The following is a 23,340-nucleotide window of genomic DNA, read 5'->3' on the forward strand; positions in this document are numbered from 1 at the left end:
GAGAGTGGCAACATGGTACAGCGGAAACAACGGATTGCCGGCATTACATTGATGGTGTTACTTCTCGTACTGGCGGTGTTCACGTTGTTCAGCCAAACGATTCAAACTGCATTGCTGCCCAAAGTGACGACAGCGAAGCCCGCGAAAAAAACGTTGGCCCATCGCATCGAAGGCAGCGGTCTGATTAAGCCGCGGCGGCAAATCGAGTTAAACAGCGATAGCGGCTGGAAGGTAGCGAAGGTGTATGTCGGCAATGACGAACAAGTAAAGAAGGGCCAGGATCTCGTTACGTTCGACGGAATGGAGGCGCAGCAGCAGCTTCTCGATATGGAAGACGAGCTGAAGAAACGGAATTTGAATCGGGAGCTGCTGCAAGAACAGTTCGTGGCTGCCCAGCGAGCAGGAGACGGGGAGGTGATTCGCAAAGCGAAACGCGACTTGGAATTGGATCGGCTGGATCGGGACATAGCGATGCGGAAAATCGAAACACTGCGCAAAGATCTGGAACGAAAACGCACGTTGACAGCGCCTGCGGACGGCAAAGTGGCAAATCTTCAAGCCCGGGAAGGCATAGGCGTTCCCCAGGGGCAGCCGGTGCTGACGCTGATTGAAACAGGCGAGGGGTTCCAATTCACCTTCACGGTGGATAAAGATTCCGGCGATTTGATGCGAAAAGACGAGAAAGTGACGGTTAACGTGAATGGGGATAAACCGCGGCAGATCGAAGGAACTGTCGCCGAAATTAAGGACGCTTCCCCGGTTAGCGGCGGAGGCAAGCCGGATGATGAAAGCGGTAATCCGGGCGGAGGCGCCAAGGATCGAAAAACGATTGTCTTCTACGTGTCGGGAGACAATCTCAAGGGAGGTGAGTCGGCCAGCTTTAGCTTGGAGAAGCCGTTTCAAGAGCAGGGGCTTGTTATCAACAAAAAATGGCTCAAAAAAGACGGAAACGGAAGCTACGTGTTTGTCGTTCGCGAGAATCGAAGCTCACTTGGAAACACATACACGGTCCAGAAGGCTTACTTGAATACGGGGAAGGGGAACGACGAGGAGATCGTCGTACTCGGAGGCGTTTACCCGGAAGAAGACATTGTGACGGAGTCGAGCGAACCGTTGCAGGAAGGCAACCGCGTTCGATTAAATTGAGAGGATGATTCATTTGAGAAAATTAGGGTTCTTCGTGATGCTGTCCATCGTTCTGCTGTTATCCGCTTGTTCCGGAAACGGGAGTGGCGCTCCCACAGGCTCTCCCACAGGCGATTCCAAAAGTTTGACGAAGGGCGGCAAGAAAACTGTCGTCGTATCTGTCCTGCGGAATAATCGTTTCTTGGAAACCGCTGTGCGGTCATTTGAGGAAAAGCATAAGGACATTCATATCGAAATAAAGGAATACAAAGCGTCGGAAGGAACCGAAAACGGCAAGTCCAGGGAGGCCCTCTCGATGGCAGACGTGGAAAAGTACGTTCAATCGGTGACAACTCAGGTTATTTCCGGCAAAGGGTCCGATCTTATTCTCATGAACAACTTGCCCCAAAACAAGTTCGTCACCAAAAAACTGTTGGTCAACTTGAACGACCTGATGGCCAGAGACAGCTCGTTCGCTCGAAACGCGTTATACGCCAATATTTTGAAGGCATCCCAAGACGGGGATGGCCTGTATGTCATGCCGCTCTCCTTATCGCTCGAAACGGTTCAGGGAAATACCAAGTTATTGAAGAAGGCGAATATTTCAGTCGACAAAAATAACCCCTGGAGCTGGAGCCAATTTAAGGATGTGGCCAAGAAACTGAAGCAACAAGGGGATAGCGAAGGATACTACAACCTGATTATGTCGCCGCTGCTCTACGATTATATCGAGGACAATTACGTTCAACTCGTCGGACAGGGCAAGCCGAACTTCGACTCGGATTTGTTCCGAAACATGATGAAGGAAATCAAGTCGATATATGACGAAGGCTTGCTCAGCGAGGGATTTACGTCCGACCCCAATAAAGCGATATTTAAAATGGTCGGCATAACGAACCCCATGGTGGCCCTGACGATGCCCTCGGACTTTGATTATTATCAGAAGCCGAGCGCAAGCGGAAAAAAGGAAGGCGTACCGTTCAAGACCATGGACAGTTTTGGAATTAACAGCAAATCCGGCGTTCAAGCTGAAGCATGGGAATTCATCAAGTTTTTACTCTCCGAAGAGGTGCAAGCTTCGCCAGATCTTTTTGGATTGCCGATCAACAAAGTCGCCGCCGATAAGAAATTGAATGAAGTTTTGCAAATTATCGAGAGTGGATCAATTGAATTGCCGATCTCGAAAGACATGCTGCCGAATAGCGAAACGATGAAAAAACGGATTACAGAGGTACAGAAGCTGATCTCGGAGGTGGGCGCCCGAAGATCCAGCGATATGAAAGTGTTAACGATTGCTATGGAGGAGTTCGAAAGCTTTAAGAATGGACAGAAATCCGCAGAAGAAGTCAGCAAGCTGATCCAGAACCGGGTGACAACGTATTTGAATGAATAACGAAAAAGAGCAACAGGGCACGTCGAACGTCGAACTGTTCCAAATGCTGTACGCCCGTTATTTCAAGCTGGTTTATTTTTCCGCGTACTTGGTCGCCAAGGATCATGAGCTGGCACAGGACGCGGTTCAAGAAACGTTCTTAAAGGCTTATCGTCACATCGACTCGTTGAAGCAGCAAGATCAGATAGTAGCTTGGCTCAAGGTGATTTCCCGCAATGTGGCAATTGACATGTATCGCAAGCGATGCCGTGAAATGCGCAACTATCATGCGTTGCAGGACGCCTATTGGAGAGAAGCCAATGTTGAACAGGCAATCGCCGATCAAGATTTCCTTCGTGGATTGCTCTCTTCATTGGAGCCTATCAACCGGCAAGCGCTGCTGCTCGTCTACGAATACGGCTGGACATATGAACAGCTCGCTGGTTTTCAGAATACGTCGATCAGCGCCGTGAAGACCAGAGTCCACCGGGCTAAACAGAAGCTGCGCAGCGTAGCTTTGCAAATGCAAACCAATTTAGGAACGCCAGCACATTTTTTTGAGGCAAAATGAACAATTGACGAAGATTGGAAAGGCTGCCGGACTCGCAGAGAAAAGCGGTCTGGCAATTGCGCATATCTTGATGCAAAGGCACGTGGTGCTTATTGGAAGCGAGACCATGAGTTATTTGCAAGAGCGTTTGAAGCTTGGATCGAGGATGAACTAGCCGATCGTGGAATGACCAATTCTTATTTGGTAAGCGATACCCGGCATGGTGGACCTTATCCGCAAGGAAGTGAACGTGAGTCGATCAATTCAGCATTCCGCCGAATGTGGGAATCGCTCTCGGAATCCAAAATCCTTTGTGATGACCGGTTATGGAAGTAAAGGTTGACGAATTGCCTGTTAACTACTACATTCTTATTGGAGGTTATTTACAATTGGATAAGGTATCTGAAATCGAAAGATTGATCGAAGTGAAGCGTTCGGAATTAAATCTAGCTGGAAGAAACTATACTCTTACTTCGGACGTAGTCTTGAATTTATCGCAGGAATTGGATGAACTCTTAAATATATACTATAAGATCAAGCGTGGGGGAAGCTTTACTCCTCACATGACATAACCTTTTAGACAGGTAGACAGAAAGTCGCCTGTCTTCTTTTTGTTGGTACAATCTCATTTATCAAGGTACGTGTAAACTGTAAAACAATAAGAACTTTCATTAGCAGACGAGTAAGATAGTGTCTCTCACCCACCAGCCGGCCATTCGAGTCGGCTTATTTTCGTTGAAGTAACACGAATAAATTGATTAATTCAATTTTAAAAAGGGCAGACGCCACGGCGATCTGCTTCTGTTCGTTAAACTATTCTGCGAATCGCTATTACTATTTAGGGCTCTCCGGATTTTATAGGAGACGATGCAAAATATGCATGCAGCTAACCGTTTTTATACGAAATACTGTCAGCTGAAAATAAAGTACTAGACTGAAAAATAAAGTATTAGACCGTGAAAATAAAGTTGTAAACTGCCGCAGCCGTTAAGCTAACGGGCAACAGATGTAAGGCCGAGCGAGCTAACGGGCGTTTATGTCTTTTACCTATCATCCCTGATTTAAAATAGATTTTCTGAAAAACAAACTTTTTATTGTAGCTCATACGTCTTTCATATGTAAGGTAAGCGAATGATACGCGCGTATCAGGAGGAGAGCTTTTATATGGGCAGTAGGACAGAAAAATTACTTATTCGTTTTATTATGGAAAATAAGGAGAATGTATATCGATTAGCTTTCAGTTATGTAAAGAATGAAGAAAATGCACTGGATGTTGTTCAGGATTCTATCCATAAAGCTTTGTCATCCCTAGAAACCTTAAAATCAGAAGGTTCGATGAAAGGCTGGTTCTACAGGATCGTGGTGAATACATCGCTCGATTTCCTGAGAAAACAAAAGAAGATCCAACTTATGGATGATAAAACGTTGGAATTATGCAGCCCGCTAATTGAAGACGCCTATCATGACATTGATCTGGAGAAGGCATTGGAAGAATTACCACATAATTTTCGGACTGTGGTTATACTTAGATATTTTGAAGATTTAAAAATTGAGGAGATTGCGGAAGTGATGAATGAAAACATCAGTACCGTAAAAACACGATTGTATCAAGCACTTCGCAAACTTCGAATTAAAATGAACAATGAATTATTAGAGGAGGAAAAATAAAATGGACAAAATGTTGCAGAAGCTCAAAAAAGAATACCAAGCGACGCCGATTCCGATCGAACTTGATCTTGTTGTAAACAATGCGTTAAAGCAGAAAAAGACTTCGGGATTCAAATATAAGTGGATTGCCGGAGCGGCCGCGGCCGCGGCGATTTTCATCGCAGGAGTGAACAGCAGCCCAACGGTCGCGAACGCAATTGCCAAAGTGCCGGTATTAGGCGAACTTGTTAAAGTTATTACATTCAAAGAGTTCAAGGTGAATGAGGAGACCTACAAGGCGGACATTCAAGTTCCTGCAGTTACGAATTTAGAAAACAAAACGCTTCAAAACAGCTTGAACGAAAAATATTTAGCAGAGAACAAACAATTGTACGATTCATTCATGGAAGAAGTAGACAATTTAAAGAAAAACGGAGGCGGGCATGCAGGCGTTAAAAGCGGCTACGAAGTAAAGACGGACAATGATCAAATCCTGTCCATCCTCAGATACAACGTAAGCACGGTCAATACATTTGCGACATATAAATTCGACACGATCGATAAGAAAAACCAAGTATTGCTCACGCTGCCAATCTTGTTCAAAGACGAATCGTATGTGAAAGCGATCAGCGAATACATTAAAGTGCAGATGATCGAGCAAATGAAAACGAATCCGGATAAAATGTACTGGCTTAATTATCCCGGAAAGAAAAAAGATGATCTCATTCCTGATGATGCACAATTCCAGAGCATCAAGAAAGATCAAAGCTATTACGTCAATAAGGATCACAAATTGGTCATTTGCTTCGATAAATATGAAGCCGGCCCTGGTGCTATGGGACTTGTTGAGTTTGTGATTCCGACAGATTTGATTGCGAATACCCTTGTTGGCAACGAGTATATTCAATAAGTTTTGTCGCCCACCAGCTTGGCAGATCGTTTAAATTTTCGAGATTGAAAGGGCAGATTGCACATGATCCGCGTATACAAAAAGGACCGAAACCGATTCGTCCCCGCCGTCGTGAATGGCAGCATGCAACACCAACTGAACCCCTCGCCGGTGCGTGATCATATAACGGGAGACGGCCGCCATGCCTAAACCGCTGAACGGCAACGGCCGCTACATGCCCGGACTTGACGGGCTGCGAGCATTGGCCGTGCTCTTCGTCATCCTCTACCACCTGAACGTAAATTGGGCGCCTGGCGGACTACTTGGCGTAGGTATTTTCTTCGTTTTGTCAGGGTACTTAATTACGGACATTCTGATCGCCCAGTGGAGAAAGCGCGGGCGACTCGATTTGAAGGAATTTTATCTGCGGAGAGCCCGGAGGCTCATGCCGGCGCTGCTCGTCATGATCTTGGCTGTCGTTGCCTGGATTACGCTCTTCGACCGCGGCCGGCTGCCTTCGCTGCTCGGAGAGGTCGTATCGGCACTCTTGTACGTCAACAACTGGTGGCACATTGTTCACGAAGTATCGTACTTCGAAAGCTTCGATCCGCCTTCTCCGTTCGGTCACATCTGGTCGCTTGCGGTGGAGGAGCAGTTCTACTTGCTCTGGCCGATTCTGCTCGCGCTCGGGCTTATGCTCGCGCCGCGGCGCGGCCGGCTCGTCGGCCTTACGTTGTTGCTGGCGCTCGTTTCCGCGCTGGTCATGGCGTTTCTTTACGAGCCGGGCACCGATCCGAGCCGGGTTTACTATGGAACGGATACGCGGGCGTTCGCTCTGCTGATCGGGGCCGCACTCGCCATAGTCTGGCCGAGCGGGAAGTTATCCGCAGGCGCTTCCCGCTCGGCGCATCTATTGCTGGACGGCATCGGGGGGGCGAGCTTGCTCGCAGTGCTGGCCATGATCTGGCTGACCGATCAGTATGATAGCTTTCTGTACCGCGGCGGCTTCGTACTGCTGTCGATCGCGGTCGCAGCGCTCGTCGCCGCGCTGGCGCATCCGGCGAGCCGCCTCGGCGCAGCGCTGGGCTGGTCGCCGCTTCGGTGGCTGGGCGTCCGATCGTACGGCATTTACTTGTGGCATTACCCGGTTATCGTATTGACGAGTCCGACGGTCAATACCGGCAGCACCTCTATCCCGCTCGCCTTGGGACAGATGGCGCTCTGCATCGCGCTTGCGGCATTGTCGTGGCGGTTTATCGAGGAGCCGATCCGCCAAGGCGCCCTAGGACCGCTGTGGAAGCAAGTGCGCAGCCGGGAGTGGAGATGGGACCGCGTGCTGCTGAGCCGCCGGATCGTTTCGGTTTGCGCGCTGCTCGTGCTCGCCATGTCGTGCGTCGGCGTGGCAGGCTGGGCGTCAGGCTCAACGGCAAGCTCGTTTCCACACGGAACGGGTGGCATCAACCGGTGGCGGATCCAAAGCAGGATGCACAGCCCAACTGGCCGCTGCCACCGACAGGGGAGCATTCCCAGGACGGTACCACGCAACCGGGCGGCGGCAGCACCCAGAATCCGGCTAACACGGCGAAGCCGCCCGGGAGCACGGAGAAACCCGTCGTCACCCCGATGCCCGGGAACATGACAAAACCGGGCGGCATGGGAAGCGTGGGTAAGGAAGAGCTGAAGCCCGTTTCGCCGGCGGCGGGGAAAGGCGTGACGGCGATCGGCGATTCGGTAATGCTCGATATCGAGCCATACTTGGAGAAGTTTTTGCCCGGCATCGTCATCGACGGCGAGGTTGGCCGGCAAATGTCGCAAGCGAAGGATATCGTCGCGCAGCTTAAGGCGAATGGGAAATTGGGCGACGTGCTCCTTCTTCAATTGGGCACGAACGGCACCTTCTCCGAGAAAACGCTCGTTTCGCTGCTGCAATCGCTGGAGGATGTCCGGCAGATCGTGCTCGTAAATACACGAGTGCCGCGTCCGTGGGAAAGCGACGTCAACGCGATTCTTTCGAAGACGGCCGCCAAGTTCTCGAACGTGACGCTTGTGGATTGGTACACTGCGAGCGCCAACAAAGACACGTATTTTGCTCCCGACGGGGTTCATCTCGGAGCCGAAGGCGCGAAGGCGTACGCCTCGCTCGTGGCGGGGGCAGTGAAGCCGAAGCAAGAGCCAAGCAAGAAGGACGGGAAGTAAGCAGAGGCATCTACGGCTGCTGCCACGAAGGGCTAGTGCTCCGTTCGTTACTCGTCGCAATGATAAAAGGACTCTATACAAACACGATCAAGGAGCTGCCACGGCAGCTACTTTTGACATCTTCACAAATAAGTTACTTGATAGATATGTCCTGCTGGTCGCGTTGAACTAACTGGCAGGATAGCGCAGTGACTACGCAGAATTAATTATTCATCATTTAGAGGATGGGTGACCGTAATGAAGGCGCTAAGTAAAGAGGAATTGATCGAGTTGGTAAGAAAAATTATGAACGTTGAAGGTAGTGAAGAAGAAATCGATAATATGATTGATCTTCTCAAGTATAGCGTCCCACATCCCGAAGTTAGTGATTTAATTTACTGGAATGAAAATGAACTGACAGCAGAACAAGTCGTTGAACAAGCATTAAGTTATAAGCCCATTCAGCTATAAACATTGAGCATAGCGTTGAACTAACGGGTACGTTAGTTGAAAGAGCTTACCCATTATCAAGGAGCTAAATAAGATGAGAGATTACCGAGCATTTTATTTATCATCAGAACATTGTTTAAAATTTCTCATGATTTATCCCCTTGAAAGTGAAAGAGATATAAATGGCGAATTGCAAATAAACGAATTGATATTTGAGAAACGTCCTTTTATTGAGGAAGTACCAACGATACATTACACAAGTCATCCGTTTAATGGTCACATAAAAGATAGAGAGATAATATTGACTTTCACAGGGGAAGCAAAATCGCTAAATCCTAATTGGAAAGACCCGATGAATGGGGTTATATGAAAGGGAACTTTAGGGTCCGAGGAAATTGTTTTTTCTAATGAAGCATTTAACGAACCGGTATATTTTAGAGTTTTAGAAGATGATGAGGCTTATCACAGGATGCTAATGGACTTAGCTGAGAGTTTAAATACCCATAGTGATTGAACTAAAGGGTAACGACCACCACCGTTTATCTTATCACCAATGTAGCGCTGGATTAGTATGGTCAGCGAATGCTTTATTTTCATCGGACAATTTCTGCTTAAAATGGGAAGCGCGTGTGAACTGCTCGAGAAAGTAGGTGTTTTAACCATCAGTTGTCAGAATTCACCCACTTCAAAAGTAGTGGAATGAATGGCAACGGTCCTCTTCTTTGACGAATCTAACCTAAAACACTATAGTAAAAGTATTCAGTCGTATTATAGAGTTATCAATGGAACTAGACTCTAATAACCATTCAGTGTTCTCGCTTCAATATCATCTTATTCTAGTCGTAAAGTATCGAAGAAAAGTAATAGGTGATGAAATATCTAATAGGCTGAAAGAGATATTCGAGTATATTCAACCCATTTACAATTTACACTGCAAGAATGGAATCATGACAAGGATCATGTTCACGTTCTTATGAAGGCTCATCGAATACCGACATTTCCAAATTCCTCAACGCTTATAAAAGTGCTTCCTCTCGACTTATCAAGAAAGAACCTAGCATTCGCAAACAACTGTGGAAGGAATATTTCTAGTCGAGAAGTTATTGACTTATAATACAGGTGGAACACCTATTGATGTCATCAAAAATTATATTGAAACCAAGGTGAGAAAATGAGGTGAAAACTTGCTGAAAGCTTACAAATACCGCATCTATCCCAACCATGAGCAGCAACAGTATCTAGCAAAAGTATTCGGTTGTGTTCGCTTTATCTTCAATAAGATGCTTGCGGATAAGATCGAGTACTATAAGCAAACGGAAAAGATGCTTAATAATACACCTGCTAAATACAAGAAAGAATTCCTGTGGCTAAAAGAAGTGGATAGCCTTGCACTAGCAAACGTACAACTCAACCTGGACAAAGCCTATAAGAATTTCTTTCGCGATAAGAGCGTTGGCTTCCCTAAATTCAAAAGCAAGAAGACGAATATCCATAGCTTCACAACGAACAATCAAAATGGAACCGTGTCCATTAAAGATGGATATATTAAAATTCCCAAGTTAAAGGCAAGAATAAGAATCAAACAGCATTGTCAATTCACTGGGCTCATCAAATCATGCACCATATCCAAAACACCATCAGGAAAATATTTTGCTTCCGTACTGGTTGAAACAGATAGAGTACCTTTACCGAAAACAGAAAACAAGGTTGGCATTGATCTAGGACTGAAAGACTTTGCTATTACTTCTGATGGTGAAGTTATCGCCAATCCTAAACCTCTTCGTAAATCAGAAAAACGATTAGCCAAGTTACAAAAGGACTTGTCGAGAAAGAAGAAGGGGAGTCACAACCGGTATAGAGCAAGGATGAAGGTTGCCAAACTTCATGAAAAAATATCTAATCAGCGTAAAGACTTTTTGCACAAAACGTCAACCAAAATGATAAGCGATAACCAAGTGATCGTTATGGAAGACTTGCGTGTAAAGAACATGATGCGGAATCACAAATTAGCTAAAGCCATATCAGAAGTATCTTGGAGCATGTTTCGTCGGATGCTCGAATATAAGACGAAATGGTACGGCAGAGAATTGATTATTGCACCTAAAAACTTTGCAAGCAGCCAATTATGTTCTTACTGTGGATATAAGAACAGTGAAACAAAGAGTTTAGGTCTTCGAGAATGGACGTGTCCAGAATGTAACACTCAACATGACAGAGATATAAATGCTGCCATTAACCTGCTAAAACTAGCAATGTAAATTGCACTTATTGGGTTAGGGACTAGCCTATAAGCTTGGGTAAACTTGGAGCGGCAGCTCTATTGACCAAGAAGCACCCACCTCATAGGTGGTGTGTAGTTCACAAACGATGTGGTAGAATTTAAACACACCACAAATGTTGTTTAGAAATGGAAGCTCCTATTCTTCTCGCATTTATTGTCCTGTCCATCGCAAACAGTAAATGTAGCACATAAAAGGGTGCAGAAAGGGTATACTAATAGAGTCTAGTGAATCTACTTTACCTGTTCGGTTGCCGATGATATAATTCAAGTATTCTATGTAGTTCATTGATTTATTTTCTTCGCTGTCCTTTGAATCAGTGAAGATTGGGAAGCCGAAAGGCTATTAGGGAAATGTAATGGACGTTCTGGGGACATACACGACACGTATGTCCTTTTTTGCTGCCATTATCGCATCGGAGACACATTTCATTGAAATGTGTCTTTTTTTGTTACCAAAAGACGAGGGCTGGATCATGATTTTCTGATTTCTGCAAGAATAAAGATTGATATGAGTAATAGCCGAAGCAGCTGATACCATCTCATGGCCGGAGATTGTACAGACTTGCGGGAAGGTCGAATTGTTCTAGGGAGAAACTAGATAAGGTAGGTTTTAAAATAAACATCGCTACTTGGAGGAGAATGGTATGAAGCTGCGCAGATTAAGAAAACAGCCCGGTTGGTACGAGATCATCTCTCAGTGTCCGGTTTGTGGACACAAAGGATGGTGTGCTATTGACCATGATCAAACAACGGTACACTGTATGAGGCAGCCTTCGGACGATTACTTTGATTCAACGATGGGACGTCAGTATCGACATTATCTCGATCCGCACGCCGTACCGAAGACGAAGGTTGAAATCGTGTTGAGTAATGCCATCGAGAAAAAACCAAATTATCATCTTAATCGGGTGTATCGTGCTTTGACACATGAACTTACCTTATCCAGTTTTCATTCAGATCACCTGCGTAACTCGCGTCATCTAACGGACGAGATGATCTATGTTCGTGAGTATCGAACGATGCCTGGTCCAGAACGTTATAAAATTGCGAAAAAGGTTTTGAACCGTTTAAGCGATCAAAACGATCTATTAGGTGTGCCTGGTTTCTACGTTGAGGATGGACGATATGGTCCCTACTGGACAATGGCCGGCGCTTCTGGACTTATGTTTCCATTTCGTTCGATTACGAATGAAATTACGGGATGGCAAATTCGCGTAGATAGCCCCCCACTTGAATTGGATTTGGAAGGTTCCGTTAAGGGTGAAATACTTCAGGAGATTGAACCTGATCTAACTGGAAAACGAAGGGCGAAATGTCTGTTCGAAGTGTCTGGTAAAGAAATGGAGGTATTTCTGACTGAGAAAGATAAAAAGGTATGTCATTCCAAGTCGGGGCAATTTGTGTATAGTATCGAGCTCAAACAAGGTCAAAGATACTGGTGGTGGAGCAGCGGATCAAAGGATAATGGAGCCTCTATTGGTGGGCCAATTCCATATCATCTTGCTCTGCCATATCCATGCTTACCATACTGGAAAGTTGGTGAAACACCAGAATCTTTGATCGATTGTTCTGAAGTATGGGTGACGGAAGGTCCTATCAAGGCGGATAAAGGAGCTGACGCGCTGCTTAAGCCGTTTTTTGGACTACCAGGTGTAGGTTCATACCCGTTGATACTCGAACCATTGAAACAGCTGGGATGCAAGCATGTTGTTCTTGCCTTTGATGCAGATAGCGTGACCATCCCTGAAGTAGAGCGAACATTGGAATTATGTGCAGAATTTTTTGCGTTGAATACCGATATGAAGCTGAGTCTAGCTTTATGGGATATTGCGCTAGGCAAGGGAATAGATGACTTGGCCGACAACGGCTATATCCCTCAAGTGTCGGTAATGGTTGAATAATAATATATATATATTCTGATGATGGAATCTATCAGAGGCAAACAATGTTGACAAGTCTAGTAGCTGGGTTGATAATAAAATAAAGGAGAGTGACAACGATGAAAAATATTCATGAAGTGATCGTCGTACCTCATCAAACAGCCAAAATTATTGTTGAGGGTATGCGAAGCAATGAGTCGTCTCCACGAAAAAAAGCGTTTATCCGGGAATGTATTAAAACGAGTAGCCAAGTGAAAAGAAGCGAAGCTTTACACACGCTATCTTAAACATATTGTCATATGATTGAGCCTAATGACTTAACGCTACTACCCCTGAATAGGGTATCGGATGACCTTATTCAGGGCTTTTCTTGTGGAAACTCATTGATCGATAGTTATATTAGAACGCATTACCTCGCACGTAGAGACCATTCTTTAGGCATTGCTTCGACAACGGTTGTTTATTTTAATAAAGAAGTTGCTGCCTTTTTCACAGCTTGTTGTACCCGGGTTGGAATTCCTGAAGAAGAGAGTAGAATTCTCGGTTTATCTAATCTTTTTGTACCAGCAATTGAAGTTAAATTCATTGCTGTAAGGGAAGACCTTCAGGGAAATGGGATAGGTAGTGCTATTTTAAAAACGATTATAGCGGATGCTTATTTCTTTTCTGAAAAGTTTGCTTGTCGATATATATTTTTGTGGTCCGTACCTGATCCCAGATCTTTAAAGTTTTATAAAGATAATTTTTTTGAGGAGACAGGGCTTGTCAATTCAGATGGACTACACATGATGATGCTACGTTTACCTGAAGATATTGATGAGGATGAGTATTAAAACAACTTCAATCACCGATAATGGATTTAGATAATTCATTATATCCATTTTGGGCGGTGATAGGTTTATGGAATTAAATGGCCATAAATTAAGTGAAAAAGCATCCCAGAAAATAATGGAAGACTTACGACGTCCACAGAAATCTTCTAGAGAATTCAAGAAATACATAAAAGAAGCGATTGAGATAAGCAAAAAAGTGAATAGAAAGCCATAAGAAGCGACCTTAATTAAGGCGCTTCTTTTTATAATAGTCGGTTTATTTTTTGAAATGTCGTATTAATGTCATCATGAACAATCAAATTAAACAAACTATCCATAGGTGTGGGTTCCAAATTAATAAGTACCTTATAAATATTATGTGCCTTTTGGATATATCTTGGTAATTCTTTGATCGGATACACTTGCAAGGATGTTCCTACCGCTAAGAATACTTCTGCTTCGCAAGTTGCCTTATATGCATCTTCTACGTGTTTCACTCTTCCCTCATAGAGCACAATATCTGGTTTTAATACCGTCCCATCGTTGCTGCATTGCGGAATATTCTTGTGTTGAAGGTATTCTAACCCAAATTCCATTTTACAATTTGGACAGCGTGCTTTTCTTACATTTCCATGCACCTCAAGAATATTTTTACTTCCTGCTTCTGTATGAAGGCCATCAACATTCTGAGTGATAATCGTAACTTCTTTACCCATCTCCTCCAGCTCTTTAAAGAAAAGATGACCGGGATTGGGCTTTATATTTTGTAGGGTGTTTAGTCGAAAAATATCTTTGAAATATTTCCAGAATAGTTCTGGATTAGATATATAAAAAGTTTCAGACAATATGTCTTCAACCATAAGATTTGAATTGCTTTTGTAAATCCCACCTTGAGAACGAAAATCGGGAATCCCGCTTGCTGTGCTTATTCCTGCTCCTGTTAACACAGTTATTTTGTTTCTTGATTGTAAAACTTGAGCCAATTCATCCAGCATGATTTCAATCGACTCCTTAGTAAGATTAGCCGTTTATAAACCATTGGTTCGCAATTCACCCATCGAGTCCGGAAATGCTTGCAACTAACTTAAGTTTATCTATATTTAATTTCCTTATCAATTATTAATAGGTAAATCTAAAACAAATTGGTGTGACTCAAAATAATCTGTTTGTCTCAATTGGTTTCTTTTGTGATGTCTCCCTATTGCTAGTGGTGGAATTTACCTGATATAATAAGATTATTATGAAACACCATTTATTTTCACTGCCGTCAATCTATTCGGCATGTGAGGGAGATGTCCGGCAACGGACGTAAATAATTAGGCATATTATAGCCATGGAGACTTTAAGAACTTACCACCGGTATGTTCTTTTTTAGTTTCCATGGCTTTTTTTGTGCCAAAAAACAGGAGGAATTATACAATGAGTGCACTTTTGGAGTATCAGCAAGACGAAGGATCCATGGAGACCACCGTCAACGCAACAAAACAGATGTCGTTTCATGTAGAGCATGATGTTATCATGAACGCTCTAACGCTATGTGCAAAAATCGTTCCTCGATCAGGAGCCGTTCCGATCCTAGGCAACATCAAATTTGATCTTATGGGACACACTTTGTTTATTACAGCGATGGATGCGAGCCAGTCGACGCTCCAGATGGTGAAAGTAAAAAATGAAAGTAATCTCAATGGTTCTTACTTGTTTCCTGCTAAAGAAGGGATAGAACTCGTCAAACGATTACCGCATGGTAATCTCACCTTCACGAAAGAGGATTCGACGGTATTTATAACTTATGGAAAACGGGGGAAAGCCAGTATTACGGTTCTTAAGGCGGAAGAGTACCCACAATTACCAAAACTCGAACAAACAGAAATTTTAAACATTCCAATTGAAGTTTTGCGTAAAGGTGCGATGGCTTCCCGGTTCGCTTCTGCAGATGAAACTACGCCTTCCATTACAGGTATCCATATTTACAACCAAAATGGGAAGCTCGCGTTCATCGCAACAGATCGACATCGGGCCTACCGATTTATTTCTGAAATAAGCATTGAGAATCAGGAGACATTTGAGAATGCGATAATTCCTGCTCTAAGCTTCAAGCAGATTGTAGATTCGCTCAAAACCGATCAGGTTGAGTGCTTTGTTACGAGTAGTTATCTCGTACTGAAGGATAAGAACATCGTTTACTTTGGTCGGCTGATCGATGCTATCTATCCCGATCTCTCTCATATTTATGCTGGGGTAGAAGAGGGGACATTCGTTACACTTCTACGTAGCGAGTTGGATGAAACACTCAACCGAGCACTTTCGTTGGATGCTGAAAATAATCGAGTCACCCTGGAAGTTAATGAACAAGGAACATTTGTGCTTCACACCCGATCACAAACGAGTGAACTATGTGAAGAATTTTCAAATGTTAAGGTGGGGCCTGGTTTTCCAACAATGAAATTTAACGGGCGATACTTGCGTGATGCATTACTCGTAGGTGATCGCGAGGTCCAATATGTCACACTGAAAGTTAGTGGCAACATGAAGTCCGGTTTCATGAAAATGGATAAAGACCCTACCGTTGTTGTTATTGTGAATCCAGTTAAGTAAGTGCTACTGGGTGCAAAATAGGTGCTGGACTTGGAGCTGCGCTCATGCGACAGCTCCTTTTTATTCCCAATATGGAGGTTATAGATAATGTCAGCTAATAACATGAAGAGTATGTTTGACAGGATTACAAATAACAAAATTCGTATGGGTAATTTTGAAACGAAAGATCAGGATATGGAATGCATCCGAAGTCTATTTCATTTTCCAGATCAGCCGTTTTCAATAGCGGATTTTTGTGCCGGCAGCGGGCGCGCATTAGAAATTTTGGCTCAAGGGTCCACTGCAGTAACTTTCGGAATCGAGCCCAATGAGGATAAGTACCTGGAGCTCCGAAGTCGTACGGATCACGCGTTATTTGGTGGTTACGAGGAGTGTCGAATCAGCAAAGATACCTTTCGGTTGATATATCTCAACCCCCCTTACGATGCGGATAGTGAAACCGTTGACGCGAAGATTGAGCGGAAAGAAAAGCGATTTTTGCGTCATCTTCTGCAATACGTATCCGTAGGAGGGATTATCATTTACAACATCCCCCGAAGGCGTATGACCAAAGACATTGTCAATTTGCTTGTCGCCAATTTGGATGAGATTCAGGTGTATCAGTCACATGATAACACTTATCACCAAGTCTATACCATTGGGCGGAAGCGGGCAGAAAAGTTCATCAACCGTAATGAGGTACAGCGGATTGTAGCCCTCATGGAGGAAGAAAGCGACTTGTTACGACTTCCTTTATTGGATGAACCCGTCTACAAGGTCTTATCTGGTAATACGACACCGAAGCTGTTTCGCTCAAGCTTTATGGACGTTGACCGAGTACGGGAAGTTTCACGAAATTCGTTGCTCACCCAAAGAGGAATGGAATGGACCACACCTAGGAAGCCTTCTGAACGCAGGCAGCCGTTATTACCTGACAAAGAGATGCATCGGGTGCTCCGAATGGCCTCCGGTAAATTGAATGGAAAGGTTGGCCAAGGCGATCTGCTGCATGTGCTTAAAGGGATTGTAAAAAAGGTAACGGTTGAGGATGTAGAAGAAAATTCTAATGAAACAGTAATTACCGAGACAGAGGTCTATAAGATAACGTTTAAGCTCGTGGATCGTCACGGAAATATGCGTACGCTTCAGAGCTAGGCTAGAAGAAGCTGGAGGAATAGATAATGAAATTTATGGAGTTCAAACACAAAGATATTTATGTAAGAGTCCACACTTCCCTGATAGTAACACGTGTTGTTATGGAAAAGGGTAAGAGACTGCGGGAAGAGCTAGTTTATGCGAATATTATCGATATTGACTCTCGGGTTCAAGCCGTTTTTGCACAATTTCACCATGCCAGAAAGTCAAGCGACGTGAGTTTTTATCTCTCCTATGCTCCAAAGATTGGTGAAAAAAACTACGATAAGACCTCCTTTTCGGTAAAACCTGCAGGTAAATACAAGCATCATTCTCAGCGGGAAGACGAGACCTTCGTTACTGGCATTATTGCAAGTGAGAAAGTGCTCGAACGTCAGAATGACGGATATGTGATTGTTGCTTGGGATGGAAGGATAGAGGAGAAATTGTTTTGGGCGATCGATCGTTATTATGAAACGCCTTTGCTTGAAGAGTGGACTCCGTACCTGTTCGATCAACTTGTTAAGGACAATCGTTTCGTTCCCTTGACAGTACATGACTTCTCTGGCGACTACCCTCAGTTGGCTGCATATGAGCTTCTTGTCGGTGAAGACGTGCTGGATGAAATGATTTCATATGGCCTTAGGACAGGAGCTATTGTGCTTACCGAAGAAGATCCGGTGAAGGAGGCTATGTAAATGATACATGAGATAGTGGTAGAGACGGTAAAGAGCAGTGATCAGGTTCTAAATGCGGGGCCGTCTATTGAGGCTTCGAAAACATTGAATGATATCGAATCCATTGGTGATTATTTAGGGATGTTCGGTGCAGATCTTATCCGGCGCCTGAATGATGAATACGTTCCCGTTCATCACCCGGGTACAGACGAACCGTTAGAGATTTTCAATCGATTCAAGCGGCCTTTGTTTACCTCGCAGTCCCATGTGGTAACTGCTTTAATCAAAGGGCTTCGAAGAGAACGCAACTTGTTTTTGATTGGTGAACCAGGGACGGGAAAGACAGCCATGAGTATAGCGACCTTTTTTGCATTGTTACATGACACTCTTGGTGGCCGTGGGCGTGTGATCTATATGGTGCCTAACCATTTGATCAACAAAACGAAGCGGGAAATCGGTCTTCTTGTTGAGAAGTCCATGTTTGAGGTTCAATTTCTAAACGATTATACCGATGTTATTCGACTTCGTGATAGCGGAAAGATGGACCGTAAACCTCAGAAAATAGAAGTGTATATCATCGCCCGTGATACTGCTAAACTTGGCTATATATTTGAGCCGGCAGCACTTTGGGTAGAAAGGTCGTACAATAAATCGACCATCTATAATGACGATGTGCAAGTGGATAAAAAAACGGTGTTTCAAGGTTGGGTCTGCCCGGATTGTGGCGGCCAGCTGATGAAGGAGGAGGAAGGTAGCATGGTCCCCATGGATATTTCTGATTTCTCCAACAAGCATGGAAAGCCAACTCGACGTACATATAATCTTGCTTGCTCCAACCAGATTCGCTTGTACCGAAATACGGACCCGGAGAAAGATGAATATCGGACATGCGGTGCACGGTTGTGGGCAGCAAAGAATAAGGATAAGAGTAGTTTTTCCGGGAAGTCCAGGAGGCTTTCTGGACCCGCTCCAAGGAAAGTATCCCCTGCGGACTTGTTCAAGCGATATTTCAAGCATAAATTCGATCTTGCTATTGGAGACGAAGTTCATGAGCTCACCGGTGGCAGCGCCCAGGCTCATGCATTTCATGTGTTGATAAAGTGCGCAAAAAAGGCAATCGCAATGACCGGAACCCTTATGAATGGATATGCTTCCAATTTATTTGAGCTCATATTCCGGATGTTCCCTCGACGAATGAAGGAAATGGGCTTCAGCTGGGGCGAAGTCGGTAAATGGATTGATCTCTATGGAGTGCGGGAAAGAATTACAAAAATAAAGAAGGATACTTCATTAAATCGATCGAGTAACGGTGCAGTTTCAAAAACGAGCACGAAGGAATTGCCGGCAGCGGCACCGCAATTGTTTACCGATATGCTGAGTGATGTTTCCTGCTTTATTCAAATGTCAGATATGTTTGAAATCCTTCCTAAACTTCAGGAAGGACCAATGAACGTATCTTTGGAGGGCGAGCGGAGATTTGTGTCCTGCGTAACGAAAATTGAGCGTAGAGCCGGACGAACGAAACGAAAAGGAGCGAGAGCTTTACGGCTGGTCGCACCTTCATGGTATCTCAAAAACAATTTAGAGCGAGTGACTGGATTGCTGCGTAAAGCAGTCGAAGAGGAGTTGGTGAACGGGCAAACGGTTTTGCTCGGAAGCCTGTTGAATACACTACTTTCGTATCCGGATGTACCTTTTAATTTTAAAGGGGTGTACCACCCGGATACCGGTAAGGAAATTGTTTCTCCTGATTTTCGATTAAGTGATCGAGTTATCTATCCGAAAGAATTGCAGCTGATAAAATTTGTGCGAGCGAGACTCCGGGCTGGGAGAAAGGTTGGGATTTATGCAACCTATACCGGCGAGTTAGCTACGTTACAGCGGATCCAGAGGTTATTGGAGGAGCGGGGTATTAAGACGGCAGTATTAGAATCGAATGTAGATGGCCCTAAAAGGGAAGAATGGATCGCGGAGCGGGAGAAGGAAGGCATTCAAGTATTGCTGACTAACCCCATTTTAGTATCCACAGGCTTGGATTTACTTTCCTTCCCGTCGTTATATTTTTATCAAACGGGATACAGGTTATCGATCGTTCGTCAAGCAAGCCGGAGACATTGGCGAATTGGGCAGCAAGAGGTTTGCGAGACGGTGTATAGCGGCTATAAGGATACAATGCAAGAGCTGGCCATTAACTTGATGGCTGCTAAGATGAGTGCCGCACTTGCTCTTGAAGGTCAGTTTAGCCAAGAGGGACTGGCAGCCTTGACGGAAGGATCGGGTGGTAGTCTTGCTACCGAGTTGGCAAAACGTTTTGTTGGAAATAAAGTGGAGGGTGTTGAAAGTGCTGAATCCATTTGGGGCAAAATGACGCTTGATACGACTGAATTTATTTCAAAGGCTTCCGCTGCAGAAAACGAACTCATTTATAAGGAAGTCTTGAGAGCAAATGAAATAATGGATGTTGGGACGGTGCTGGACAAATCAGAGGAACAAGTGGAACCTGCATCACCGATTCGTCATTATATTGGACAGTCATTAGAGCATATATTGCTCGATTGGGCGCTTGAAACCATTCCTTCTGATCTACATGGAAGATTTGAACAACAGCTATCCTATGTGGTTCAAAATCTGCAGAAGGGTATGGATGGGTTTACCGTAACTAGAGAAACGTTGCTGGGTGATTATCATTTAGTATGGGATCCACGTGTGGCACCGACCGAGCCGGCTGAATATCGCCGATGGATCTACACGTTGACAAACAAACCTCTGGAAGAGCGAACAATAGGAGATTGGAAGTCTGAACTTCGTGTAGAAGGTAAAAAGCCACAAACGAAAACAAAAAGGATTTATAAGGTTTCTGAAGGACAAATAGCATTCATCTTTTGAATATTTGCAGGGAGCGGTATCCGCCCCCTGCTTTTTTCTGTTCTTGTTGCGGGAAAATATAGTGTTAGACTGAAAAATAAAGTATTAGACTAAGAGAATAAAGTACTAGACTGCTGGGTATTCAAGCGTAACTAAAAATAAGGGCATCATTATTTCCAGCCAGAACTAAGTTAATGCTATAATATAATCAACCTTCATAATTAGGTGGTGTGTACATGATTGTTGCATATCTAGGTCTTGTTGGAATTTTAGTTTTTTATGCTATTTTATTTATTGTAGTTTTAAATATTATTCGAAAAAAATTTGGTGCTAAACCAGCTATTATTTTTTTAGGTTTAATGCTTATTGCTATCTGCGTATATTCGATTTGGAGTCATAATTGGTTACTGGCCGCATCTACTGTTATTTCGAGTATCAGTATTAAAAAGGGTCTATACAGTAAATTAGTGTAAAAAAGCTTGTCGGGAGTAGCACAATATAACAGCGATAGTCTAGGACTATATTTTCTAGTCCATGGCGCTCGCTGTTTTAATTTATTGGTCAGTCTAAAACAGTTCTAATAAATTTTTTCAAATGATTTTGTGTTTTTGGTTTTCCGTTATATGATATCAAATAATGGAGGATTCAATATGTCAGGAAAACCAAAACAAAAAATTTATCCTACTTGTAGGTTATGCGATAAGATGAATGCAGAAATGACGCACTGTGCTATCTACGGAGCAGTAGCCCCTGAGAACATTAATAATACTGCCATAGGAGCAGCTTGTGTTAAATCGGGGGATTATGTTCGATTGTTGCATGCCGTACCCAATGATTACAACTATGGTCGGATGTCTAATGGAAAGCCAGTTGATGAAGATAAGGATAGTGAACTCTTAGTTTTTAGTGCAGTTGATGAGAGAGAAGGATTTAAGCAGCAGCATGGTATTTCCTTAGAAGAGTGGGCGGAGATGGCTTTTAAAGGGAAAAACAAGGAATAACCGATTTGAAGTAACGAGTCGTCTTATGTAGAGTTAAAAAGGTGGGCGAATAGCATTTGTCGTACCTTGTGTTGAAGGAGGAGTGCTATGATACAATAGCCTGTCCTCTATGCATGAACAATCCTGATTGTCCTTGCTGTGATGGTTCCGGACACTTACAACAGCGTATGCCATCAAGCGAATACATGTTCCTTATAACTACCTAATTTTTCCGAACAATGATTTAATAGAAGTAGATAACTGGTGAGTATTGGTCACGCGGCGCAGCCTCTTCCACAAAGGGGGTGAACGCCCAATCAAAATAGCAGTTTCTATTATTTGCCTTTGGTTTAGTGGAAGGAAGCTGTATCGTTGGTATCGTATGCGTAACAAGCGAAAATCCCACCGCTAAGGTTGACCGCCTCGGTGGTATTTTCGCTGACTCTTTATTGAATGTCTAAGCGCGCCGTGGTTGATTTCAACCACCTAGTTGTCTGGGACGGGGGTTGCACCCCGTCTTGTTTCTATTCTAAACATATCATGAACTATAGGCAATGCAGGAAAGCTGTTTTTTATAGTCAATGTGTGAGGAATTTGAATCGAATTGTTATTAGGGGGAGAAACTGATGCTTTAGTAAAATAATAATTACCAAGCCGAAGTCTTCTTATTGGAACGTTATGAACGTTGCACGTAAATAAACATAGAGTAAGAGGCGGATTCTCCGCTGGAACGCGGGGGGGATACGCCTTCTCAATTAGTAGGCAACCAATCCGTTTCTATGGGCTGATGTATCGGACCCGAGTGTGATTACCTGCCGGTACAATCGGCAGCCGTTTTACGCAAAAGGACAGCTATGTTTACTGACCATTTGCCGGCTGGTTTACGGATTTAACGGAAAGGGGAGATATGTGGGAAATAGCATTTAACTGGTGAGTATTGGTCACGCGGCGCAGCCTCTTCCACAAAGGGGGTGAACGCCCAATCAAAATAGCAGTTTCTATTATTTGCCTTTGGTTTAGTGGAAGGAAGCTGTATCGTTGGTATCGTATGCGTAACAAGCGAAAATCCCACCGCTAAGGTTGACCGCCTGGGTGGTATTTTCGCTGACTCTTTATTGAATGTCTAAGCGCGCCGTGGTTGATTTCAACCACCTAGTTGTCTGGGACGGGGGTTGCACCCCGTCTTGTTTCTATTCTAAACATATCATGAACTATAGGCAATGCAGGAAAGCTGTTTTTTATAGTCAATGTGTGAGGAATTTGAATCGAATTGTTATTAGGGGGAGAAACTGATGCTTTAGTAAAATAATAATTACCAAGCCGAAGTCTTCTTATTGGAACGTTATGAACGTTGCACGTAAATAAACATAGAGTAAGAGGCGGATTCTCCGCTGGAACGCGGGGGGGATACGCCTTCTCAATTAGTAGGCAACCAATCCGTTTCTATGGGCTGATGTATCGGACCCGAGTGTGATTACCTGCCGGTACAATCGGCAGCCGTTTTACGCAAAAGGACAGCTATGTTTACTGACCATTTGCCGGCTGGTTTACGGATTTAACGGAAAGGGGAGATATGTGGGAAATAGCATTGTGTTTGGAAGGTACCTGCTACTTGATATGGGGACATTCACTATTTTGGAAATGATTGATTCGCATCAAGTGGGTTGATGCTCGAGACCCAGCATGGTCGGAGTTTTTGAATTCCTTGTGAGGTATCACGAGCTTCATAATACTTGCCACATTATTCTGGCTGCCGTCAATACTTTCAATCGTTCCATAATGCAATTGAGCTGTACCGGCATCTCCATGAGTGGAGAAGAAATGAAATTGAATAGAAATTACAATGGAGCGATGATATAAAGAAATAGTAATCGAGAATGTTTGGATAATGATTGGGCTGTGTCTTAATAGAGAGAACCGGAAGAACTT

General features: G+C 44.0%; 22 protein-coding genes and 1 pseudogene. 22 read left to right on the forward strand and 1 reads right to left on the reverse strand.

All coding sequences use genetic code 11. The annotated features are described in order from the left end of the window. The first annotated feature begins 12 nt into the window (after positions 1 to 12). The 16 genes and pseudogenes from ACFQ88_RS22685 (at position 13) to ACFQ88_RS22760 (ending at position 13,202) form a co-directional block, all read left to right on the forward strand. Positions 13 to 1,146 carry an efflux RND transporter periplasmic adaptor subunit gene (locus ACFQ88_RS22685; protein WP_379457017.1) on the forward strand — a complete coding sequence of 378 codons (1,134 nt, stop codon included), beginning with the start codon at positions 13 to 15 and terminating at the stop codon, positions 1,144 to 1,146. Between the two features lie 13 nt (positions 1,147 to 1,159). After that, positions 1,160 to 2,518 carry an ABC transporter substrate-binding protein gene (locus ACFQ88_RS22690; RefSeq protein ID WP_379457019.1) on the forward strand — a complete coding sequence of 453 codons (1,359 nt, stop codon included), beginning with the start codon at positions 1,160 to 1,162 and terminating at the stop codon, positions 2,516 to 2,518. Further along, positions 2,511 to 3,068 carry an RNA polymerase sigma factor gene (locus ACFQ88_RS22695; RefSeq protein WP_379457021.1) on the forward strand — a complete coding sequence of 186 codons (558 nt, stop codon included), beginning with the start codon at positions 2,511 to 2,513 and terminating at the stop codon, positions 3,066 to 3,068. Before ACFQ88_RS22690 ends, ACFQ88_RS22695 begins: the two co-directional genes overlap by 8 nt. Before the next feature lie 3 nt (positions 3,069 to 3,071). Further along, the gene (locus ACFQ88_RS22700) at positions 3,072 to 3,383 is read left to right on the forward strand and encodes an LPD1 domain-containing protein (RefSeq protein WP_379457870.1); all 312 of its coding nucleotides are present in this window, start codon (positions 3,072 to 3,074) and stop codon (positions 3,381 to 3,383) included. Continuing rightward, positions 3,374 to 3,619 carry a Spo0E family sporulation regulatory protein-aspartic acid phosphatase gene (locus ACFQ88_RS22705; RefSeq protein WP_379457023.1) on the forward strand — a complete coding sequence of 82 codons (246 nt, stop codon included), beginning with the start codon at positions 3,374 to 3,376 and terminating at the stop codon, positions 3,617 to 3,619. Before ACFQ88_RS22700 ends, ACFQ88_RS22705 begins: the two co-directional genes overlap by 10 nt. 592 nt (positions 3,620 to 4,211) lie before the next feature. Continuing rightward, on the forward strand, positions 4,212 to 4,715 hold the full coding sequence (locus ACFQ88_RS22710; RefSeq protein WP_379457025.1) for an RNA polymerase sigma factor SigV: 504 nt from the start codon (positions 4,212 to 4,214) through the stop codon (positions 4,713 to 4,715). A 1-nt stretch (position 4,716) separates the two neighbouring features. Further along, positions 4,717 to 5,604, forward strand: a complete 888-nt coding sequence (gene rsiV / locus ACFQ88_RS22715) for an anti-sigma-V factor RsiV (RefSeq protein WP_379457028.1) — start codon at positions 4,717 to 4,719, stop codon at positions 5,602 to 5,604. Positions 5,605 to 5,785: 181 nt separating this feature from the next. After that, complete coding sequence (locus ACFQ88_RS22720) at positions 5,786 to 7,222, forward strand: acyltransferase family protein (RefSeq protein WP_379457035.1); 1,437 nt, start codon at positions 5,786 to 5,788, stop codon at positions 7,220 to 7,222. Continuing rightward, positions 7,219 to 7,779 carry an SGNH/GDSL hydrolase family protein gene (locus ACFQ88_RS22725; RefSeq protein ID WP_379457039.1) on the forward strand — a complete coding sequence of 187 codons (561 nt, stop codon included), beginning with the start codon at positions 7,219 to 7,221 and terminating at the stop codon, positions 7,777 to 7,779. Before ACFQ88_RS22720 ends, ACFQ88_RS22725 begins: the two co-directional genes overlap by 4 nt. A 237-nt stretch (positions 7,780 to 8,016) precedes the next feature. Continuing rightward, positions 8,017 to 8,229: a bacteriocin immunity protein gene (locus tag ACFQ88_RS22730; RefSeq protein WP_379457041.1), complete on the forward strand. Its 213-nt coding sequence runs from the start codon at positions 8,017 to 8,019 to the stop codon at positions 8,227 to 8,229. Positions 8,230 to 8,302: 73 nt separating this feature from the next. After that, the gene (locus tag ACFQ88_RS22735) at positions 8,303 to 8,578 is read left to right on the forward strand and encodes a hypothetical protein (protein ID WP_379457043.1); all 276 of its coding nucleotides are present in this window, start codon (positions 8,303 to 8,305) and stop codon (positions 8,576 to 8,578) included. Between the two features lie 412 nt (positions 8,579 to 8,990). Next, positions 8,991 to 9,383 (forward strand): annotated as a pseudogene (gene tnpA, locus ACFQ88_RS22740) (IS200/IS605 family transposase). Between the two features lie 9 nt (positions 9,384 to 9,392). After that, the gene (tnpB, locus tag ACFQ88_RS22745) at positions 9,393 to 10,466 is read left to right on the forward strand and encodes an IS200/IS605 family element RNA-guided endonuclease TnpB (protein ID WP_379457045.1); all 1,074 of its coding nucleotides are present in this window, start codon (positions 9,393 to 9,395) and stop codon (positions 10,464 to 10,466) included. Positions 10,467 to 11,133: 667 nt separating this feature from the next. Continuing rightward, positions 11,134 to 12,390: a toprim domain-containing protein gene (locus ACFQ88_RS22750; RefSeq protein ID WP_379457047.1), complete on the forward strand. Its 1,257-nt coding sequence runs from the start codon at positions 11,134 to 11,136 to the stop codon at positions 12,388 to 12,390. A gap of 98 nt (positions 12,391 to 12,488) precedes the next feature. After that, positions 12,489 to 12,656 (forward strand): hypothetical protein, encoded by a 168-nt coding sequence (locus tag ACFQ88_RS22755; protein ID WP_379457049.1) that lies wholly within the window; start codon positions 12,489 to 12,491, stop codon positions 12,654 to 12,656. Between the two features lie 96 nt (positions 12,657 to 12,752). Further along, positions 12,753 to 13,202 carry a GNAT family N-acetyltransferase gene (locus ACFQ88_RS22760; RefSeq protein ID WP_379457051.1) on the forward strand — a complete coding sequence of 150 codons (450 nt, stop codon included), beginning with the start codon at positions 12,753 to 12,755 and terminating at the stop codon, positions 13,200 to 13,202. A 242-nt stretch (positions 13,203 to 13,444) separates the two neighbouring features. Here the strand turns inward: ACFQ88_RS22760 and ACFQ88_RS22765 are convergent, their stop codons facing one another. Continuing rightward, complete coding sequence (locus ACFQ88_RS22765; protein ID WP_379457053.1) at positions 13,445 to 14,176, reverse strand: NAD-dependent protein deacylase; 732 nt, start codon at positions 14,174 to 14,176, stop codon at positions 13,445 to 13,447. A gap of 424 nt (positions 14,177 to 14,600) precedes the next feature. On the opposite strand from ACFQ88_RS22765, the gene dnaN reads away from it, so the two are divergent. The 6 genes from dnaN to ACFQ88_RS22795 all read left to right on the forward strand — a co-directional run bounded on the left by dnaN (position 14,601) and on the right by ACFQ88_RS22795 (position 21,432). Then, positions 14,601 to 15,776, forward strand: a complete 1,176-nt coding sequence (dnaN, locus tag ACFQ88_RS22770; RefSeq protein WP_379457055.1) for a DNA polymerase III subunit beta — start codon at positions 14,601 to 14,603, stop codon at positions 15,774 to 15,776. Positions 15,777 to 15,863: 87 nt separating this feature from the next. Then, entirely contained in the window at positions 15,864 to 16,910 is a 1,047-nt protein-coding gene (locus tag ACFQ88_RS22775; RefSeq protein WP_379457057.1) for a DUF6094 domain-containing protein, read from the forward strand. A gap of 26 nt (positions 16,911 to 16,936) precedes the next feature. After that, a complete protein-coding gene (locus ACFQ88_RS22780) occupies positions 16,937 to 17,587 on the forward strand; it encodes a hypothetical protein (protein ID WP_379457059.1) in 651 nt (216 codons plus the stop codon). Beyond that, positions 17,588 to 20,452 (forward strand): DEAD/DEAH box helicase, encoded by a 2,865-nt coding sequence (locus ACFQ88_RS22785; RefSeq protein WP_379457061.1) that lies wholly within the window; start codon positions 17,588 to 17,590, stop codon positions 20,450 to 20,452. Between the two features lie 215 nt (positions 20,453 to 20,667). Then, the gene (locus tag ACFQ88_RS22790) at positions 20,668 to 20,904 is read left to right on the forward strand and encodes a hypothetical protein (protein ID WP_379457063.1); all 237 of its coding nucleotides are present in this window, start codon (positions 20,668 to 20,670) and stop codon (positions 20,902 to 20,904) included. Between the two features lie 177 nt (positions 20,905 to 21,081). Further along, positions 21,082 to 21,432 carry a hypothetical protein gene (locus ACFQ88_RS22795; RefSeq protein ID WP_379457065.1) on the forward strand — a complete coding sequence of 117 codons (351 nt, stop codon included), beginning with the start codon at positions 21,082 to 21,084 and terminating at the stop codon, positions 21,430 to 21,432. The last annotated feature ends 1,908 nt before the right edge of the window (positions 21,433 to 23,340 follow it).

The sequence above is a fragment of the Paenibacillus sp. NPDC056579 genome, from assembly GCF_042793215.1.
In the GTDB taxonomy this organism is placed as follows: Bacteria; Bacillota; Bacilli; order Paenibacillales; family NBRC-103111; genus Paenibacillus_S.

Coding starts and splice junctions, on each gene's coding strand:
- ACFQ88_RS22685 (WP_379457017.1), top strand. CDS start 13: ATGGTACAGCGGAAACAACGGATTGCCGGCATTACATTGATGGTGTTA.
- ACFQ88_RS22695 (WP_379457021.1), top strand. CDS start 2,511: ATGAATAACGAAAAAGAGCAACAGGGCACGTCGAACGTCGAACTGTTC.
- ACFQ88_RS22705 (WP_379457023.1), top strand. CDS start 3,374: ATGGAAGTAAAGGTTGACGAATTGCCTGTTAACTACTACATTCTTATT.
- ACFQ88_RS22710 (WP_379457025.1), top strand. CDS start 4,212: ATGGGCAGTAGGACAGAAAAATTACTTATTCGTTTTATTATGGAAAAT.
- rsiV (WP_379457028.1), top strand. CDS start 4,717: ATGGACAAAATGTTGCAGAAGCTCAAAAAAGAATACCAAGCGACGCCG.
- ACFQ88_RS22720 (WP_379457035.1), top strand. CDS start 5,786: ATGCCTAAACCGCTGAACGGCAACGGCCGCTACATGCCCGGACTTGAC.
- ACFQ88_RS22725 (WP_379457039.1), top strand. CDS start 7,219: ATGACAAAACCGGGCGGCATGGGAAGCGTGGGTAAGGAAGAGCTGAAG.
- ACFQ88_RS22730 (WP_379457041.1), top strand. CDS start 8,017: ATGAAGGCGCTAAGTAAAGAGGAATTGATCGAGTTGGTAAGAAAAATT.
- ACFQ88_RS22735 (WP_379457043.1), top strand. CDS start 8,303: ATGAGAGATTACCGAGCATTTTATTTATCATCAGAACATTGTTTAAAA.
- ACFQ88_RS22750 (WP_379457047.1), top strand. CDS start 11,134: ATGAAGCTGCGCAGATTAAGAAAACAGCCCGGTTGGTACGAGATCATC.
- ACFQ88_RS22755 (WP_379457049.1), top strand. CDS start 12,489: ATGAAAAATATTCATGAAGTGATCGTCGTACCTCATCAAACAGCCAAA.
- ACFQ88_RS22765 (WP_379457053.1), bottom strand. CDS start 14,176: ATGCTGGATGAATTGGCTCAAGTTTTACAATCAAGAAACAAAATAACT.
- dnaN (WP_379457055.1), top strand. CDS start 14,601: ATGAGTGCACTTTTGGAGTATCAGCAAGACGAAGGATCCATGGAGACC.
- ACFQ88_RS22775 (WP_379457057.1), top strand. CDS start 15,864: ATGTCAGCTAATAACATGAAGAGTATGTTTGACAGGATTACAAATAAC.
- ACFQ88_RS22780 (WP_379457059.1), top strand. CDS start 16,937: ATGAAATTTATGGAGTTCAAACACAAAGATATTTATGTAAGAGTCCAC.
- ACFQ88_RS22785 (WP_379457061.1), top strand. CDS start 17,588: ATGATACATGAGATAGTGGTAGAGACGGTAAAGAGCAGTGATCAGGTT.
- ACFQ88_RS22790 (WP_379457063.1), top strand. CDS start 20,668: ATGATTGTTGCATATCTAGGTCTTGTTGGAATTTTAGTTTTTTATGCT.
- ACFQ88_RS22795 (WP_379457065.1), top strand. CDS start 21,082: ATGTCAGGAAAACCAAAACAAAAAATTTATCCTACTTGTAGGTTATGC.